Consider the following 16,276-nt stretch of genomic DNA (forward strand, 5'->3'; position numbering starts at 1 on the left):
ATTGAGGCAACACCAAACAAGAGGCCCAAATGAAACTGCGCTACAACATTCTTTACGTCGACAATGTCAAAAAAACCTTGGAATTCTACAATGCCGCCTTCGGCATCGAGATCGGCTTTACGCATGAAGGCGGTGATTACGGAGAGCTGATGACCGGTGACACCAAGCTTGCGTTTTCTTCGCTCAAACTGATGAAAAACTTAGGTAAATCGCCATCTAAACCTGACCCAAAACACCCCACAAACGAAATCGCATTCGAAACTGAAAATGTCGAAGAAGCGTTGGCGACCGCGGTAAGCGCTGGGGCGACGTTGGTCCAAGAGGCTCGTCAGGAACCTTGGGGGCAAACCACCTCTTATGTGTCAGACATCAACGGGTTCTTGATTGAAATCTGCTCACCCGTTGCCAATGCGGGCTGAGCCAGCTGTTCTTGAATAGCAACATCCGCGCGCAAGGCGCGCGGTGTGACACCAAACCAATGGCGGAATTCACGCGCCATATGGGCTTGATCCGAAAACCCGTGCTCCACTGCGGCATCCGCCAGTGGCATGTCTCGTTCTTGTGCCGCGCGGCGCGCCCGCGCGAGGCGCAACCAAAACACCGGCGACTTTCCGGTTTCCTTGACCAAAATTCGATGCAGGCTGCGCACCGAAACGCCGATAAGCGCTGCTGCCTTTTCAATCGAGCTCGCTGACGCAAGGCAATGGATGGCGTCAACGGAACGCGCCGGTGCGTCAACAGCATGCACAACATCCTCGTTGGTAATGGATAAATCGTGCTCTAAAGCCGTAACAAATTCAGGTGCGATCCGTGTCCCCGGCCGCAGCCGATATCCCGTCAGCTTCGCCCCTGGAGAAAGCGCAACATGCTCAGGCATGGATTGCAAAGACGAGACATGCCAATCGTGACGGCCGTCTAAATACTCGATGCGAATGATATCGCGGCACCCATCTGGCAGAACCAATGCAAAGGCACTGTCTTGCGCAATGTGGGTCCATTTTTGAAGCACGGCTGACATGACCCCATGTTGACCGGCAAAACAAAAGCCCGCAACCAATTGGTGCGGGCTTTTGCAGAAATCAGATGTGAAACAAGCTTAAGGCTGCTCACCCTCGTCGCTGTCGCCTGGCAGGTCAAAGAAGCTGTCAGCATCAGAGAAGTCTTTGTCGTCTTCACGTGGATCTTCCAGACCAGCGGTGTCTTCGCCAGCACCCAGCGTGAAGGTTTCAAGACCCTCGATCGCGGATGGCATACGTGGCTCTGCTTCCATTTCCAACGATTGCTCAGTGGACACGAGTTTGCGACGTTCGTCGTCGCTCATAATATTGCCTTCAGCCGCTTGCTTCGCTGCTGCTTTCTGAACAGCTGCGTCAAGCTCGGTTTGCTTACATAGGCCCAGTGCAACCGGATCAATTGGCTGCATGTTGGAAATATTCCAGTGTGTGCGCTCGCGGATCGACTGAATGGTCGGCTTGGTTGTGCCAACCAGTTTCGCGATCTGTGCATCTGCCAGCTCTGGGTGGAACTTTACCAGCCATAGGATCGAATTTGGACGGTCCTGACGTTTGGACAGTGGCGTGTAGCGCGGGCCACGGCGTTTTTCTTCACCCACTGCGGATGCGTTGAATTTCAGTTTCAACTTATGCATCGGGCTGCCTTCGGCCGCATCGATTTCTTCTTGTGTCAGCTGATTGTTGGCAATTGGGTCAAAGCCTTTCACACCAGTTGCTACGTCACCATCTGCGATGCCTTGGATTTCCAGCTCGTGCATACCCACGAAGTCCGCAATCTGCTTGAAGCTGATTGTGGTATTATCAACCAGCCACACAGCGGTGGCTTTTGCCATAATCGGTTTCGCCATATCGGCCTCCTAGAATACAGTTATCCCCTCGCCAGACTTGCATCTGACGGCATCCTTTAAGGGGATGCAGGTTTCCGTTGTCGGGGAACTTGCAGCCGATATAGTGCGCCTGAGTAAAAAAGGAAAGAGTGAATGCGGTATCTGGTTTCTGCCCTTCTGGCGTTGTGCCTCGCAACATCGGCCTCTGCTGAAGGCGAAAAGGCAGGCGAGTTTGACTATTACGTGCTTGCTCTAAGCTGGTCTCCGAATTGGTGTGCCATTGAAGGCGACAGCAAAAACTCACCGCAATGCCACCCCCGCGAAGATCACGGCTGGATTTTGCACGGGCTTTGGCCGCAGTTCCATCGGGGCTGGCCAAGTTATTGCCGCACCACCGAACGCGCGCCCTCGCGCAGCATGACAAACGAGATGTCAGACATCATGGGCACCTCAGGTCTTGCTTGGCACCAATGGAAAAAGCACGGAACTTGTTCTGGGCTGTCAGCGCGTGGTTATTTTGAGCTTTCCAGAGAGGCCTACGAAGCTATTGAACGCCCTCAAGTTTTACGCAAGCTCGACAAATCCGTCCGCCTACCAGCGCATCTGATCGAAGAGGTCTTTCTTAAAGAAAACCCCGGACTTTCGCCCGAGGGCCTCACAGTGACCTGCAAATATGGCTACATTCAGGAAGCCCGGATTTGCCTATCTAAAAGCCTCGACCCCGTGCCTTGTGGCCGCGATGTGATCAAAGATTGCACCCTCACGGACGCGCTCTTTGATCCGGTGCGTTAACCTTACTCAGCCGGCGTCTTAGATGATCGACGCAGATCTTTCGGCTGCCATCCAGGGCGGTTCACCAAATATTGCCAGGCCTCGCGTGTCGTCCGCGCTTTGCGAATGTCAGCAAACACACCAGGCCATTCAGAAAACCACACAGCCACAGGATTGCGAGTGTCAAAGTCACGGGCAAGACCGTAACGCGGGGTTTCCTCTTCGACTTGAAAAGTTCCGAAAACACGATCCCAGATGATCGTGATGCCACCATAATTCTTATCAAGATACTTGCGATCCGACCCGTGATGGACGCGGTGGTGAGATGGTGTGTTCAGCACCCATTCCAGTGGGCCGAGCGTCCCAATCAGTTCTGTGTGGATCCACGTTTGGTATGCCAGCACCACAATGATGCCGAAGAAGATCATCTCCGGCGAAAACCCAAGGAAGACCAGTGGAATATGGGCGACCAAAGACCATAGACCTTCAAGCGGCCCAAACCGGATACCCGTGATGATATTATAATCGCGCGAGGAATGATGCACCGCATGCTGGGTCCACAAAATGCGTACTTCGTGGGCCACACGATGCTCCCAGTAATAGGTGATGTCTGCCGCCAGAACCGCCAGCGCTAGACCCCACCACGTCATGGGAATAGACCAGCTGACCAGATTTTCAGACAGAATATAGAAAACACCGTAGGCCCCGGTCATGATGAAAATCTCGACCACCAGATAGGGGATTTGCGTTGACGCACTGACGAGCATCTCGGCAAAGGTGCGGCCCTTGTGCTCGCCTTTAAACAGCGCTTCGGCAATCTCGATCAACAGGATAGCAATCCCGATCAGAAAGAACACCTCGTCTATCTGAGTTCCTAGACTTTCTAACCCTTCGATTGTCATGGCTTCGCTCCTTCAGCCAACATACTCCACGCAAATCCTGCGGCCTGTTTGGGTGTCGCTTCTTCGTTTTGCACCATTTCCCAGCCTGCATAGATTAAGTTTTCATAGGCCCGCGCGATCCACTCGGCGGGGATGTCTTGGCGCAGGCCACCTTCGGCCTGAGCCTTGGTCACGTCTTTCACGAGTTCTGCAAAATCAGATTTTAGGCGATCTGCAATCTCGCCAGTGTGTGCCGCTGCTTCGGTTGCCAAAAACATTTGGCGAGAGGCAAGTGGCAAGATTGCTTCAAGCGCAAAGCGTAGGCCTTCCGTATAGGACTGCGCATCTTTTACAACCTCTTCAACGGCAGCATCCAACTCATCCATTGCGACTTGTGCCAAGGCACCGATCAGCTCATCACGCCCGGCAAAATGCCGATGCAACGTGGCGCGGCCAACGCCTGCCAGTTTTGCGACCTCAGCCAAGGACGCGCCTGGGTTTTTCCCAAAGACTTCAAAGGCGGCTTCTTGAATAGCCGTTTCAGTGTTTATTCTTTTTCGAATCATGAGACAAAGATGTCTCATTTGATACAAATTACAACCCCACGGCACGCATTAATTGAAATTCTTTATTCAGCTGAGGCAATCTATCGATTGTGCCTGACACTGATCCAAGTCAAAACGCAGGCATTCAAGCGTACGGTGCCAGTGACCTATTTTCGAACATACCTGCAGATTTATGAACGCTATGCGGCGCTGATCTTTTTGATCATTGCACTGACATTGCCGCGTATTTCTGCAGTCCTGGTCGAGTTTATTCCCGGCATTGATACGGTGATTATCTGTACCGGCAGCGAATATATCTCGGTCACTTTGGGTCCAAACGGAGAACCTCTGGAAACAGAGGAGCTCGGCGAGACCCACTGTACACTCTCTGAAATAGCAGAGCTTGATCAGGCGCCGCTACCTTATTGGCACGAACTGGCTGCGAGCTACCAACTGGCATTTTCCATCAAGGAAAATCAGCGCCTCTCAAGCCAACACTTGCTCATACATGCGCCAACTCGCGCGCCCCCTATGTCGATCTGACCTCACTTAACTCTCAGATCTACATAGGAATATTCAAATGACCGATGCAACTGCACCGGCCCCAGCCGCGTCGCATACGACCGGTGGAGCCTTCTACCGCCTTGTCTGGAAGTGGCACTTCTTGGCGTCCCTCTACGTATTACCATTTATGGCGATGCTAGCGATCACCGGCGGCGTCTATCTATACAAACCGCAAATTGAAAACTGGCTGTACGCCGATCGCATGCATGTCGAAGCAACAGGCGATACACTTCCATTGAAGGCGCAGATTACTGCTCTCGCAAATCACTCCGGGATCACCCGTTTGCGCGGCGTCACCGATTTTGATGACCCGTCCCGTAGTACGTTCATAGAATTCAATGACAGTCACAAAATTCGTTCATACGCTTGGGTAAATCCATACTCTGGCGAAGTGCTTGGCACTGTTGCGCGTGATGAAACAGCGATGCGGATGCTCAAGAAACTCCATGGTGAGCTTCTGTTGGGGAAATTCGGCACCAAATTCGTTGAACTTTCCGCCCATTGGGCCATCGTGATGTTCATCACAGGCGCTTATCTTTGGTGGCCGCGGGGTAATCGAACGTTAAAGCAAGCCGTCTCACCTCCAGCAGGTTCACCAAAAAAGGGACGTAGTTGGTGGCGTGAAACCCACCTGTTCACAGGTCTGCTTGCGACTGTGCTTGTTGTACCGATCCTAATAACTGGCCTGCCGTGGACGGATGTCTGGGGCGCCGGATTGTCTTATGTGCAACAGGAAACCGGTCAGAAATCTCAATCCTTACGGTTCAGCCGCAGCTTACCGAATTCCACGACTTCGGAAGGCACGCAAATCGGATACGAAGACGTCTTTGCGATTGCCAAATCCGAAGGTCTGGTAGCTCCTTATGAAATGCGCCCACCGCGCAACGAAAAGGCTGCCTTCTGGATCCGGTCCTCAAGTCGCAATCGGTATGAGCAATCTGAATTGATCATCGACCAATACTCTGGTGCGGTGTTGAAGCGGTTTAACTTCGCTGAAAATCCTCCCGTCGCAAAGGCTGTTTCTCTGGGCATTTCATTCCACCAAGGAGAACTTTATGGTCGGCTCAACCTGATCCAAAACACCATCGCAGCCATCCTGGCATTTGCGCTGGCCCTGACAGGATTTGTTGCTTGGTGGAAACGCCGTCCTATAGGCAAATTGGGCGTGCCAAACGCGCCTTATGCGGCACTGAGCCCAGCGATGATCGCCTTGGTGATCTTCTTGTCTATGCTCTTCCCTCTGGTCGGAGCATCTTTGATGATCGCATTGATCCTAGACTGGCTGATCTTCCGTCGCTTGGGTTGGTTTAAAACTTAAATTAGGGCGCAGGCCGCCACAGGATGGCCTGCGCATTTCACTGCTCCTATTGAATTACTCGACAGTTTCAGATTTGATTGCCGCAAAACACTCAGAGGCAACACCTAGGGGCAAACAGAGTGGCAAAAACGGGCACAATATCAGATCAATTCAGCTTTCACGCCATGGTTCAGGGCAAGGTTCAAGGCGTAGGCTTTCGTGCTTTTGTCAGCCGTTCGGCTGAACAACTTGGGATCACCGGTTGGGTCCGCAATCGAGGCGCATCCAAAGTCGAGCTTATGTTTTCTGCAACGTCGGAACAGTCAGAAGCTTTTGTCGCCGACCTGAATACGGGACCGGCACGCGCGAAAGTCGACACAGTTGATTTGCGCAGCGTGCGCACCCGAACTTTTGACGGGTTCAAACGTCTGACATCTAAAGGCCAAGCCGGTTCTGAGCCAACCGAACAACCGCCACTCTATCGGTTTGACCCTAATTTCCTGACCATTTGCCAGACCCTTGCAGATAAATTACCTGCCCAAAGCACCATCCATAATCAGATTGATAACATCCCGTCAGACTGGGGGTTGCAGCAGCTGTTTACCGAAGCGTTGAAACACGGTTACCAAATCCGGCGCTTAGGACGCACGCGACCTCGGATGCATCTGCTCGAAGGCCCAAATGGCCGGCTCGGCTTGGTAGCCACACGGCCAAGCCACGCTTCGGTGCTTCAGACAACCATCGCAGATGACAAAACACTCGCGGCACTGGCTCTCGCGCCATTAGCAGATCATCTGCCGCAAAGCTGGCAGGTCAGCAGTGCGACTGACGCTCTCCCACATTTAAAATCCGTTGATTCATTGGTTGCCAAGCCAAGCCGGGGATCGACGGCAAAGGGGGTCACGACGCATATCTCGACCGAAGATGATCTGCGAGAGGCCTTTCAGATCGCACGTGGTGCGGATCCAGACGGACGTGTTCAACTTGAAGAGCATATCTGCGGCGTCGACCTGAGGATCTTGTTTACAGGCAGAACCTTAGTTGCCGCCTATCTACGCTTCCCAGCCAATGTGGTCGGTGACGGCCACTCTACGATTTTTGATTTGATCACCTCCAAAAACCACGCGCGCGCCAATGTGCCTGGGATCGGATTGGCTAATCCCGTTCCGACTAACGCTCTGACAAAAAGCTTGCTGACGGATCAAGAATTGGATTTGGACGCTGTCCCAATTCAAGGCCAATTCGTACAACTAGGCCTTCGCCCCAACACCGCAGATGGCGCTGATCAGATCGATATTACCGACATCATCCATCGGGATATCATCGAAATCTGTGAAAATGCGATTGGCCTTTTGGGCGAAGACGGTTTCTGGGGATTTGACATCCTATCTGAAGACTTCACCCAGCCTGCCAGCAAAGCCCGCGTTGTGATCTGCGAGGCCAACAACCGCCCCTTTGGCGGGGTCTTTCGGCATGCCACCCATGGAACGCATCACAACTTTTTTGCTGCTGCCCTTAGAACACTTTCAGCACGGACGGAATCCAAATCAAGAAAGGCTGCGCGCGCGAAACCACTTCCTACCATTCGATTGGCAGACACTCACGTTCACTCAGACAACACACCTGTTGACGCAGAAACATCTTTGGGTCAGGCGCTTTGTCAGGCTTTGGGATCCAATTACACACCGTGGCAGCCGGGGCTGATCTTACACAATGACGCGGGCCATATCACCGCCTTAGATACTTTAGCACCTACGCAATTTTCCGAACATATATTACGCCCGAAAAACGAAGCATCTTTGCGCGACGTGCTAGAAAGCGCGGGGTGCCAATTACTGCCATGGAAAACAATCCCCGATACGGGAACTTTACGTGCATTAGAGCTTCCCAGCCAAGGGCGCATCATCATGTCCGCGAAATGGCGCCGGCGCTTTGATATCGTTCTGAGTGACACGGATTCAGCGATGGATTTGGCCCAGAAAATTCCGCCCACGTCCTACCCTCTGCGTCTGGAACACTGGGGCAACAGCCAAATGCTGCACGCCGTCGCAATTGAAGGTCGTTTGATCGCCGCCGCACAAAGCCATGGTTCCGGGTTTCAAACCTACGAGCGTCTTATTCCGGGGCTAAAGGCACATTGCCAACGCGTCTTTGAAGCCCTACCGGGCTTAAATCGCGCGCGACTGGTGTTCCGTCGAACAAAAGCTCCGCGACGCCCTTGGTTGCTTCAGGCTATATCGATGGATCTGATGCATGATAAGTTTGCGGCCCCAACAAAGGGGCCGTCCGTTGATATCGCGGCCGCCCTAGCTGAACGGATAGGGGCTGGCACGGATCAAATCAAGTTCAACGCCGCCCCACCTGCTTAAACCTTCAGAACAATCTTACCGATATGCGCATTGGTCTCCATCAAGGCATGCGCTTTGGATGCGTCTTCCAAGGGAAATTCTGAATCCATCACGGGGGCAACTCGCCCGTTTGCCAAAAGCGGCCAAACTTTTGCGCGCAGAGTATCAGCGATGCGCGCTTTGGCCAGATCGCTTTGTGGACGCAACGTAGACCCGGTTATGGTCAAGCGGCGCAGCATAATCTGAGCGAAATTCAACTCTACCTTTGGACCTTGCAAAAAGGCGATTTGAACCAACCGCCCCTCGGTCGCCAGAGCTTTGATATTACGCGGTAGATAGCTGCCGCCGACCATATCAAGGATCACATTGGCCCCACCTTCTACTTTCATAGCCTCAACAAAGTCATCTTCGCGATAGTTGATGGCTTGCTCGGCTCCCAATTGGCGACAAACCTCACATTTTTCATCAGATCCTGCTGTCGCGAACACGCGGGCCCCAAATGCATTGGCCAATTGGATCGCCGTTGTCCCAATCCCAGAACTGCCACCATGCACCAAAAACCGTTCACCAGCTTTTAGGTCACCGCGATCAAAGACATTGCTCCAGACTGTAAAGAACGTTTCCGGCAAACAGGCCGCTTCGCGCAAGGCCATGCCTTTTGGCACAGGCAAGCAATGGGCGGCAGGTGTAAGCACATATTCCGCATATCCACCGCCTGGTAAAAGCGCGCAGACTTCGTCGCCCTCTTTCCACTCATTTACATTTGGACCCACAGCCGCGATAACGCCAGCAGCCTCAAGCCCTGGCAACGGACTGGCGGAGGCAGGTGGGCGATAAAGCCCAGCGCGCTGCAAGGCGTCTGGCCGGTTCACACCAGCATAAGCAACTTTGATCAGCACTTCGCCGGCACCGGGTGTCGGGATCGGATATTCACAAGGTTTCAGAACCTCGGGACCACCGGGTTCGGTGATCTCAACGGCGCGCATAACGTCGCTCATGGATGGTCTCCGTTTTCGAAAAGTATCAGCTGGTCCAGCGACCGGGCATATCTGGTGTCGGGCGCGGGGCTTTGACACGGCTCACTGCCTCTATGGGCTTGGCAAACAACTTACCAAAGGGGCTTTTGTTAAACGCGGCTTTGGCTTTTTCAAATTGCATCACGTTGTCGATGCGCCGATCAAGGAAGGCCCATGTCGCCTCATGTCCTTCACTGTCGTCGCCCAACCAATAGAGCACGGTCGCACCGTAGACCGCGCTTAGCGTAGCACGTTTGGAATACCAATTGATGTCATCAGACTGATCGCCAAGCGCAATCCAGATCGCATCGACCGTGCCCCAAATCAAACTGGAGCCAGTACCTGCATATTGCGGCAGGGCAAAAAGAGTTGAGCCACGGCGAACAACCTCTTTGTCTTCACAAAGCTGAAGGCGCAGTTTTACAGCATGAGCGATTCGATCTCTGAACCGCATGTCAGCCAGATCTGCTTCAGACAATTGCGTGACCATCTGCGCATCACCCGCCTTATGGAAAGCCACTGCGAGGTCAACGGCTCCACGTGGACAAATCGCCTTTGCCACCACTTGGTCAACGCCGGAATCTACGATTGCGGCTTCAAAAGTCGCTTCTGACCAGCCATCAAAGGCAACGTGGATCACGGCGGCATCCACCAATTTTTGCTTAAGGTCATCGCTCATGAAGCTTCTCCTGACGGTTCGTGGGCATACTAGACAGAAGATATCGCCTTTGCTATAGGGCGGGCTCCTGCAATCTTTATTGCAACTTCAACTTAGAAAGGTGGTGAAAACCACATGCAGGTTAGTGTTCGCGACAACAACGTCGATCAGGCGCTTCGTGCCCTGAAGAAAAAGCTGCAGCGTGAAGGTGTCTTCCGTGAAATGAAGCTCAAGCAACATTTCGAGAAGCCGTCCGAGAAAAAAGCGCGCTGTAAAGCTGAAGCGATCCGTCGTGCCCGTAAATTGGCACGCAAGAAAGCTCAGCGCGAGGGTATGCTCTAAGCATCTCTAGCTTTGAACACCAAGAATAGATAACCCCCAAGGTTCGCCTTGGGGGTTTTCTTTTGTCCGCGTCTCATTTTGCTCTGCACTCTTGACCCAATTTAGAATTATTCTAAATTATATTTATCCGCGCAAGCTACCGCCAGCGTAAACCGATACATCACAAGGAATATCCCTGATGAAACTGAACAACGATCTTGCCAAGGCCCTGAATGATCAGGTGAACGCAGAACTCGCGGCGGCGCATAACTATCTGGCCATGGCTGCCTATTTTGACTCTGCTGACTTACCTGGTTTTGCAACGTGGTTCCGTGCGCAGTCTCAAGAAGAAACCCAGCATGCAATGAAGTTCTATGATTTCATTTCCAAGCGCGACGCAGACGTGACACTTGCCGCCATCGCACAGCCCACACAGACCTTTGATAGCCCAACACAAGCCATCGAGGCGGCCTTGAATATGGAACAGGCTGTCTCCGCACAAATTCATGCTTTGTTTGGCATGGCGTCTGATCACAAAGACTATGCAGCACAATCACTGTTGAACTGGTTTTTGGATGAACAAGTCGAAGAAGAAGACAGTTTCCGCAATCTCCTGATCCAAACCCGCGCCGCGCAAAACGACCCGTGGAATCTGCAGGTTTTGGATAAGGAACTGGCGGCACGACCAACCGACCCAACACCGGTTTAAGGATTAACACCAACGTGATCAGATAGCCGTTTAAATCAGTGGCGAATTCCTTACCTTGAGCATCAACAATGTGATGAAAGGATTTCGCTATGTCAGACGCGTCTTATGTGCCACCAAAGGTTTGGGCCTGGGAACAAAACAACGGCGGTGAATTCGCTAGCATTAACCGCCCAATCGCGGGTTCAACCCATGACAAAGAACTTCCGGTAGGCAAGCACCCGTTGCAACTGCATTCCTTGGCCACTCCGAACGGGGTGAAGGTCACGGTTATGCTGGAAGAGCTTCTAGCCGCGGGGCACACCGGGGCGGAATATGATGCCTGGTTGATCAATATCCTTGAAGGCGATCAATTCGGCAGCGGCTTTGTTGACCTGAACCCAAACTCTAAAATTCCAGCGCTTCTGGATACTGAAACCGGGCAACGCGTTTTTGAATCTGGTTCGATCCTTTTGTATCTCGCCGAAAAGTTTGGGGCCTTTTTGCCAAGCGATCCTGCGAAGAGGACAGAAACCCTGAATTGGCTTTTCTGGCAAATGGGCAGCGCGCCTTACTTGGGTGGTGGCTTTGGCCATTTCTACGCCTATGCCCCAGAGCGTTGGGAATACCCGATCGATCGTTTCACCATGGAAACCAAACGCCAGCTGGATGTGTTGGACCGACAGCTTGCGGACAATAACTTCATCGCAGGAGACGAATATACGATTGCCGATATGGCGATCTGGCCTTGGTACGGCCAACTCCTGTTGAACCGCCTTTATAATGCGGCCGAATTTTTAGACGCCGAAAGCTACACACACCTTATACGCTGGACCAAAGACATTGACGCCCGCCCCGCAGTAAAACGAGGCAGGATGGTCAATCGTGCTTTTGGCGAACCAGAAACTCAACTGCATGAACGCCATGATGCCAATGACTTTGACACCAAGACGCAAGACAAATTGGGCGGCTAACTAAACCGGTAGTGCGGTTGTCTTGAATACCGTTCTTAGTGCAAACGAACTTTGCATCTGAGCCACGCCAGGCAACCGCGCCAAATACTGACGGTGAATACGCGCGAAATCTTCCGTGTTTTCCGCGACAACCTTCAGAATGTAATCAGCCGTTCCCGCCATCAAATGGCATTCCAAGACATCGGGGATGCGAGCCACAGATTTCTCGAATGCCTCAAGAACCTCATCTGCCTGTCCGGACAGGGTAATCTCGACAAATACTGTGGTGGGTACGCGCATTTTTCGAGCGTCTAGCAAGGCCACATAATCGCGAATATAACCGTCACTTTCCAAGCGATGTACCCGACGGTGGCAAGCTGACGGCGAGAGATTCACCGCCTCAGAAAGCTCCGCATTTGAGATTCGGCCCTGCCTTTGCAGAACTTTAAGTATTCGGCGATCCGTGTCGTCTAATGACATATCGGTGAATTCCTTTGCAACTTACGCTCATATACTCGAAGATTCTTCGAATTGCATGTTTTTATTTCGCATAAAAAAGCAGCAAAAGCGACGCAAAAGCCCTGATTATCGAGACATCGATTTAACGGGGAAAAGCAAATGAAAATCGGTTGCCCAACAGAGATTAAACCACAGGAATTCCGGGTTGGAATGACGCCGGATGCCGCACGTGAAGCGGTGAACCATGGCCACGACGTTGTGATTCAACGCGGCGCGGGTTTAGGCGCTGGATTTATGGATGAAGACTATCACGCAGCTGGCGCAGTGATCTTGGACACAGCTGAAGAGATCTTTGCCACAGCGGACATGATCGTGAAGGTGAAAGAACCTCAGGCGGTGGAGCGCAAAATGCTGCGCAAAGACCAGCTGCTGTTTACATACCTGCACCTCGCACCAGACCCAGAGCAGACTCATGACCTGCTTGAAAGCGGCTGCACAGCGATCGCTTATGAAACTGTGACAGACGATCGCGGCGGCCTGCCATTGCTAGCGCCAATGTCAGAAGTTGCTGGCCGTTTGGCGCCGCAGGTTGGCGCTTACACCTTGCAAAAGGCCAATGGTGGTCGCGGTGTCCTGATGGGCGGCGTACCGGGTGTTGCCCCTGCAAAGGTTGTTGTGATCGGTGGCGGTGTCGTTGGTACGCATGCCGCAAAAATCGCCGCAGGCATGGGTGCTGATGTGACTGTTCTGGATCGCTCTTTGCCACGCCTTAAGTATCTTGATGACGTCTTTGGCGGCACTTTCAAGAACCAATATTCCACCGCTGGTGCTACAGCAGAGCTGGTGCGCGAGGCCGATATGGTTATCGGCGCGGTTCTAATCCCAGGTGCAGCAGCGCCTAAGCTGATCTCGCGCGCACAGCTTTCCGAGATGAAGCCGGGTGCGGTTCTTGTGGATGTCGCAATCGACCAAGGTGGTTGTTTTGAAACCTCTAAAGCCACAACACACGCGGATCCAATCTACGAAGTCGACGGCATCATGCACTACTGCGTGGCCAACATGCCGGGTGCGGTTGCGCGCACATCAACACAAGCTTTGGGCAATGCAACGCTTCCGTTCATGCTGTCACTGGCCGACAAGGGTTGGCGCAAAGCCTGTGAGGACGATCCTCACCTGCTGAACGGACTGAACGTCCACGCTGGCCAACTGACATATTATGCGGTTGGCAAAGCGCTCGGACTGGACGTGATTGCACCGTCTTTGGCACTGAAAAACTAAATCAGAGAGGGCGCCGAAAGGCGCCCTACTCTTTTGAGCGACCTTCAAACAGCGGCTTTAGTTCCATGAGTCGCTGTGTCGCGAAATCCAAAAATACCCGAATACGTGGCACGTCTTTTAAATCCGCATGGGTAAGCACCCACAACGGTTGCTGTGTAAACATTGGCATGCCCGGCACCCGCGCCAATGCCGGATCGCTATCTCCTAGAAAACAGGCCATCCGCGTAGCGCCAATCCCTGCGCGCACGGCCCCAACCGCAGCGGTCATATCGTCTACTGTCAGCCGTGGGCGCAAAGCGCGCACCGCTTTGATCTCTGCCGGCGGACCGGGCCAATGCGCAAATCTGATCCAGTCCAAAGGGGCATCAGCATTAGCGTCAGCAGCCAATAGCTGCCGTGAGGCAAACACCGTTCCTCTTTGATCGAATAGCTTGCGCCCAACCAGAGTTTCCGGCGGGTTCTTAGAAAACCGAAAGGCAACGTCAGCCTCTCGTTGCGCCAAATTCAGTGAGGCGTTTGTCGCGACAAGTTTGAGGTCAATGTCGGGATGGGCATCCCCGAACTCTCTCAAGATCGGAGCGAGTACGCGCTGAAATAAAAGCTGCGAGGCTGTGATGCGCAGCTCGCCCTTGAGTTCGGTGTCCCGCGACCCGATTTGACGATCCAAGTCCGCCTGCATGGTTTCCATGGCTTCAGCTGTTCGCACGGCATCCAAACCCGCCTCAGTCGGTTTGTAACCGCTGGGCAGCCTTTCAAAAAGACGAGCGCCAAGGGCGTCCTCGGCCGCGGAAATGCGTCGTGCCACGGTCGCATGGTTCACCCCAAGGGCCCGCGCAGCACCGCTTGTGCCACCATGCCGCGCTGTTTCGAGCACGAATTTCAGATCATTCCAATCAAGCATATCCCGATAATAATTGCACATGACTGGCGCAGCAATGATCGTTTTCGATCACCTAAGTTGCACCTAAATTCGTCGCAAATCAAAGAAGGATTTAAAAATGACCACTTATGCACTTGTCACAGTCACCGTAAACGACGGCGAAAAATTCGCGGCCTATCGTGAAGCAGCTGGACCGGCGATGGCCAAACACGGGGTGACCCCTTTGGCCGTATCCCGGGGTGCACAAATCTTAGAAGGCGAAGGCGCAGCCCCAAATGTGACGGTGATCCTGCAATTTGAAAGCCGCGAGACCGCGCTTGGCTGGATCAACGATCCTGAAATCGCCCATGTACACAAGATGCGCAATGATGCGGGGCAATCTCGGATAATTCTAATGTAGGCAAAGCGGGCGGGCCTCCCCTCAAAGGCCCGCCCTCATAGTGGATCAAGCTGTACGCTTGATTTCCACCGTATGTGGGTATGGGATCGAAATACCATCTTGATCGAAGGCTTCCTTGACCTTTTGGGTCATGGAGAACTTCAGTTCCCAATAATTTTCGGCAGAACACCAAAGTCTGGCCGTCAGGTCAACAGCGCTGTCACCTAAATTTGTAACCCGGACCCAAGGTTCTGGATCTGACAGGACAAGCTCATCCGCCAAAGCAAGTTTCATTATGATATCTTTGGCTTTTTCGATGTCGTCGCCGTAGTCGATTCCAAAGGTCAGATCACAGCGACGGGTCTCGTGGTGAGAGAAATTGGTGATCACCGCTCCCCACGCCTGACCATTCGGCACAATGATCTGGACGTTATCTGGAGTGGCTAATTCCGTAACGAATAGATTGATGTCTTTGACGGTGCCCGCCGTACCCGCGACGTCAACATACTGGCCCAACTTGTAAGGTCGAAAGATAATCAACATGAAACCTGCAGCAAGGTCTGACAACGTTCCCTGCAAAGCCATACCAATGGCCAATGTTGCGGCACCCATTATCGCCACAAGGCTGGTGGCCTCGATCCCGAACATACCTAGGATTGCAATCGCAACGATCAACAAAATCACCCAGCGCGCGATTGATGCAACAAAACTGCCAATCGTGTCGTCGATTGTTTCGCTGGCTAAAACTTTTCGGCGGATCATTCGAGCCACAAGCCCGGCCACGGTCCAACCGACTACAAGCACCAAAAGCGCTTTACCTGCGCTGGTCACCAAATCCGCATGTCCCTGCGCGAATTCAAATAGGCTATTCATCTCATCACTCTTTCATAAAAAAGGGCCAGGAAAACCTGGCCCGTACCGGTCCGCCCAATTTGGGTGGCTTGGTTGTGTTATTTCTTCAATGAGTCTCGAATTTCAAGCAAAACATCCAGTTCGCTTGGGCCCGCTGGCACCTCTTCGACCACTTCCTCTTCTTTTTCCGCCGCCTCTTTCACCTTGTTCACGTAGCGTACAAGCATGAAAACAACGAAGGCGATGATCAAAAAGTTGATCACGGCCATGATGAAAGCACCATGTGCAAAGACCGCTGCCCCTGCTTCGCGCGCTGCTTCCAGAGTTGCACCGGCAGGTACATCGCCAGACAAAACCGCATAGCTGTTGGTGAAATCGATACCGCCCATGAACAGGCCGATGATCGGATTGATCAGATCGCCCACCATGGATTTCACGATCGCCGTAAAGGCCGCACCGATGATGATACCGACTGCCATATCCATAACATTGCCCTTGGCAATGAAATCTCTGAACTCTTGCAACATGTACTGTCCCCTCTGTCACATT

At 52.8% G+C, this 16,276-nt stretch carries 20 protein-coding genes; 10 read left to right on the forward strand and 10 right to left on the reverse strand.

Annotated features, from left to right (window positions below):
• The first annotated feature begins 29 nt into the window (after positions 1 to 29).
• Positions 30 to 419 (forward strand): VOC family protein, encoded by a 390-nt coding sequence (locus tag JXQ85_RS11175; protein ID WP_421748980.1) that lies wholly within the window; start codon positions 30 to 32, stop codon positions 417 to 419.
• Here JXQ85_RS11175 and JXQ85_RS11180 read toward each other — a convergent pair.
• Both JXQ85_RS11180 and JXQ85_RS11185 read right to left on the reverse strand, forming a co-directional pair.
• Positions 356 to 1,018, reverse strand: a complete 663-nt coding sequence (locus JXQ85_RS11180) for a helix-turn-helix transcriptional regulator (RefSeq protein ID WP_421748981.1) — start codon at positions 1,016 to 1,018, stop codon at positions 356 to 358. The genes JXQ85_RS11175 and JXQ85_RS11180 overlap by 64 nt on opposite strands.
• A gap of 78 nt (positions 1,019 to 1,096) precedes the next feature.
• Positions 1,097 to 1,861: a DUF1013 domain-containing protein gene (locus JXQ85_RS11185; RefSeq protein ID WP_421748982.1), complete on the reverse strand. Its 765-nt coding sequence runs from the start codon at positions 1,859 to 1,861 to the stop codon at positions 1,097 to 1,099.
• A 132-nt stretch (positions 1,862 to 1,993) separates the two neighbouring features.
• On the opposite strand from JXQ85_RS11185, the gene JXQ85_RS11190 reads away from it, so the two are divergent.
• Complete coding sequence (locus JXQ85_RS11190; protein WP_421748983.1) at positions 1,994 to 2,632, forward strand: ribonuclease T2 family protein; 639 nt, start codon at positions 1,994 to 1,996, stop codon at positions 2,630 to 2,632.
• A 2-nt stretch (positions 2,633 to 2,634) separates the two neighbouring features.
• Here the strand turns inward: JXQ85_RS11190 and JXQ85_RS11195 are convergent, their stop codons facing one another.
• Together JXQ85_RS11195 and JXQ85_RS11200 are read right to left on the reverse strand one after the other, a co-directional pair.
• Positions 2,635 to 3,513 carry a sterol desaturase family protein gene (locus tag JXQ85_RS11195; protein WP_421748984.1) on the reverse strand — a complete coding sequence of 293 codons (879 nt, stop codon included), beginning with the start codon at positions 3,511 to 3,513 and terminating at the stop codon, positions 2,635 to 2,637.
• The gene (locus JXQ85_RS11200) at positions 3,510 to 4,058 is read right to left on the reverse strand and encodes a TetR/AcrR family transcriptional regulator (RefSeq protein ID WP_421748985.1); all 549 of its coding nucleotides are present in this window, start codon (positions 4,056 to 4,058) and stop codon (positions 3,510 to 3,512) included. The genes JXQ85_RS11195 and JXQ85_RS11200 overlap by 4 nt, the downstream gene beginning before the upstream one ends.
• A gap of 9 nt (positions 4,059 to 4,067) precedes the next feature.
• Here JXQ85_RS11200 and JXQ85_RS11205 point away from each other — a divergent pair, with 9 nt between their 5' ends.
• The 3 genes from JXQ85_RS11205 to JXQ85_RS11215 all read left to right on the forward strand — a co-directional run bounded on the left by JXQ85_RS11205 (position 4,068) and on the right by JXQ85_RS11215 (position 8,267).
• Positions 4,068 to 4,580: a hypothetical protein gene (locus tag JXQ85_RS11205; protein WP_421748986.1), complete on the forward strand. Its 513-nt coding sequence runs from the start codon at positions 4,068 to 4,070 to the stop codon at positions 4,578 to 4,580.
• A 37-nt stretch (positions 4,581 to 4,617) separates the two neighbouring features.
• Positions 4,618 to 5,919: a PepSY-associated TM helix domain-containing protein gene (locus JXQ85_RS11210; protein ID WP_421748987.1), complete on the forward strand. Its 1,302-nt coding sequence runs from the start codon at positions 4,618 to 4,620 to the stop codon at positions 5,917 to 5,919.
• A gap of 119 nt (positions 5,920 to 6,038) precedes the next feature.
• Positions 6,039 to 8,267, forward strand: coding sequence for an acylphosphatase (locus tag JXQ85_RS11215; protein WP_421748988.1), 2,229 nt, complete (start codon positions 6,039 to 6,041; stop codon positions 8,265 to 8,267).
• Here the strand turns inward: JXQ85_RS11215 and JXQ85_RS11220 are convergent.
• Both JXQ85_RS11220 and JXQ85_RS11225 read right to left on the reverse strand, forming a co-directional pair.
• The gene (locus tag JXQ85_RS11220) at positions 8,264 to 9,244 is read right to left on the reverse strand and encodes an NAD(P)H-quinone oxidoreductase (RefSeq protein ID WP_421748989.1); all 981 of its coding nucleotides are present in this window, start codon (positions 9,242 to 9,244) and stop codon (positions 8,264 to 8,266) included. The genes JXQ85_RS11215 and JXQ85_RS11220 overlap by 4 nt on opposite strands.
• A 25-nt stretch (positions 9,245 to 9,269) precedes the next feature.
• Complete coding sequence (locus JXQ85_RS11225; RefSeq protein WP_421748990.1) at positions 9,270 to 9,941, reverse strand: COQ9 family protein; 672 nt, start codon at positions 9,939 to 9,941, stop codon at positions 9,270 to 9,272.
• A 114-nt stretch (positions 9,942 to 10,055) separates the two neighbouring features.
• Here JXQ85_RS11225 and rpsU point away from each other — a divergent pair, with 114 nt between their 5' ends.
• The 3 genes from rpsU (at position 10,056) to yghU (ending at position 11,900) form a co-directional block, all read left to right on the forward strand.
• Entirely contained in the window at positions 10,056 to 10,262 is a 207-nt protein-coding gene (gene rpsU, locus JXQ85_RS11230) for a 30S ribosomal protein S21 (protein ID WP_421748991.1), read from the forward strand.
• Between the two features lie 178 nt (positions 10,263 to 10,440).
• Entirely contained in the window at positions 10,441 to 10,950 is a 510-nt protein-coding gene (locus JXQ85_RS11235) for a ferritin (protein WP_421748992.1), read from the forward strand.
• A gap of 89 nt (positions 10,951 to 11,039) precedes the next feature.
• Positions 11,040 to 11,900 (forward strand): glutathione-dependent disulfide-bond oxidoreductase, encoded by an 861-nt coding sequence (yghU, locus tag JXQ85_RS11240; protein WP_421748993.1) that lies wholly within the window; start codon positions 11,040 to 11,042, stop codon positions 11,898 to 11,900.
• Here yghU and JXQ85_RS11245 read toward each other — a convergent pair whose 3' ends face one another.
• The gene (locus JXQ85_RS11245) at positions 11,901 to 12,359 is read right to left on the reverse strand and encodes an Lrp/AsnC family transcriptional regulator (RefSeq protein WP_421748994.1); all 459 of its coding nucleotides are present in this window, start codon (positions 12,357 to 12,359) and stop codon (positions 11,901 to 11,903) included.
• A 138-nt stretch (positions 12,360 to 12,497) separates the two neighbouring features.
• On the opposite strand from JXQ85_RS11245, the gene ald reads away from it, so the two are divergent.
• Positions 12,498 to 13,616, forward strand: a complete 1,119-nt coding sequence (gene ald / locus JXQ85_RS11250) for an alanine dehydrogenase (RefSeq protein WP_421748995.1) — start codon at positions 12,498 to 12,500, stop codon at positions 13,614 to 13,616.
• A 25-nt stretch (positions 13,617 to 13,641) separates the two neighbouring features.
• Here ald and JXQ85_RS11255 read toward each other — a convergent pair whose 3' ends face one another.
• A complete protein-coding gene (locus JXQ85_RS11255) occupies positions 13,642 to 14,538 on the reverse strand; it encodes a LysR family transcriptional regulator (protein WP_421748996.1) in 897 nt (298 codons plus the stop codon).
• A gap of 76 nt (positions 14,539 to 14,614) precedes the next feature.
• Here JXQ85_RS11255 and JXQ85_RS11260 point away from each other — a divergent pair, with 76 nt between their 5' ends.
• Complete coding sequence (locus tag JXQ85_RS11260) at positions 14,615 to 14,896, forward strand: DUF1330 domain-containing protein (RefSeq protein ID WP_421748997.1); 282 nt, start codon at positions 14,615 to 14,617, stop codon at positions 14,894 to 14,896.
• Between the two features lie 45 nt (positions 14,897 to 14,941).
• Here JXQ85_RS11260 and JXQ85_RS11265 read toward each other — a convergent pair whose 3' ends face one another.
• Together JXQ85_RS11265 and mscL are read right to left on the reverse strand one after the other, a co-directional pair.
• Positions 14,942 to 15,748: a mechanosensitive ion channel family protein gene (locus tag JXQ85_RS11265; RefSeq protein WP_421748998.1), complete on the reverse strand. Its 807-nt coding sequence runs from the start codon at positions 15,746 to 15,748 to the stop codon at positions 14,942 to 14,944.
• A gap of 77 nt (positions 15,749 to 15,825) precedes the next feature.
• Complete coding sequence (gene mscL / locus JXQ85_RS11270) at positions 15,826 to 16,254, reverse strand: large conductance mechanosensitive channel protein MscL (protein ID WP_421748999.1); 429 nt, start codon at positions 16,252 to 16,254, stop codon at positions 15,826 to 15,828.
• Positions 16,255 to 16,276 lie beyond the last annotated feature (22 nt).

The organism is Cognatishimia sp. (genome assembly GCF_049116455.1).
In the GTDB taxonomy this organism is placed as follows: domain Bacteria; phylum Pseudomonadota; class Alphaproteobacteria; order Rhodobacterales; family Rhodobacteraceae; genus Cognatishimia.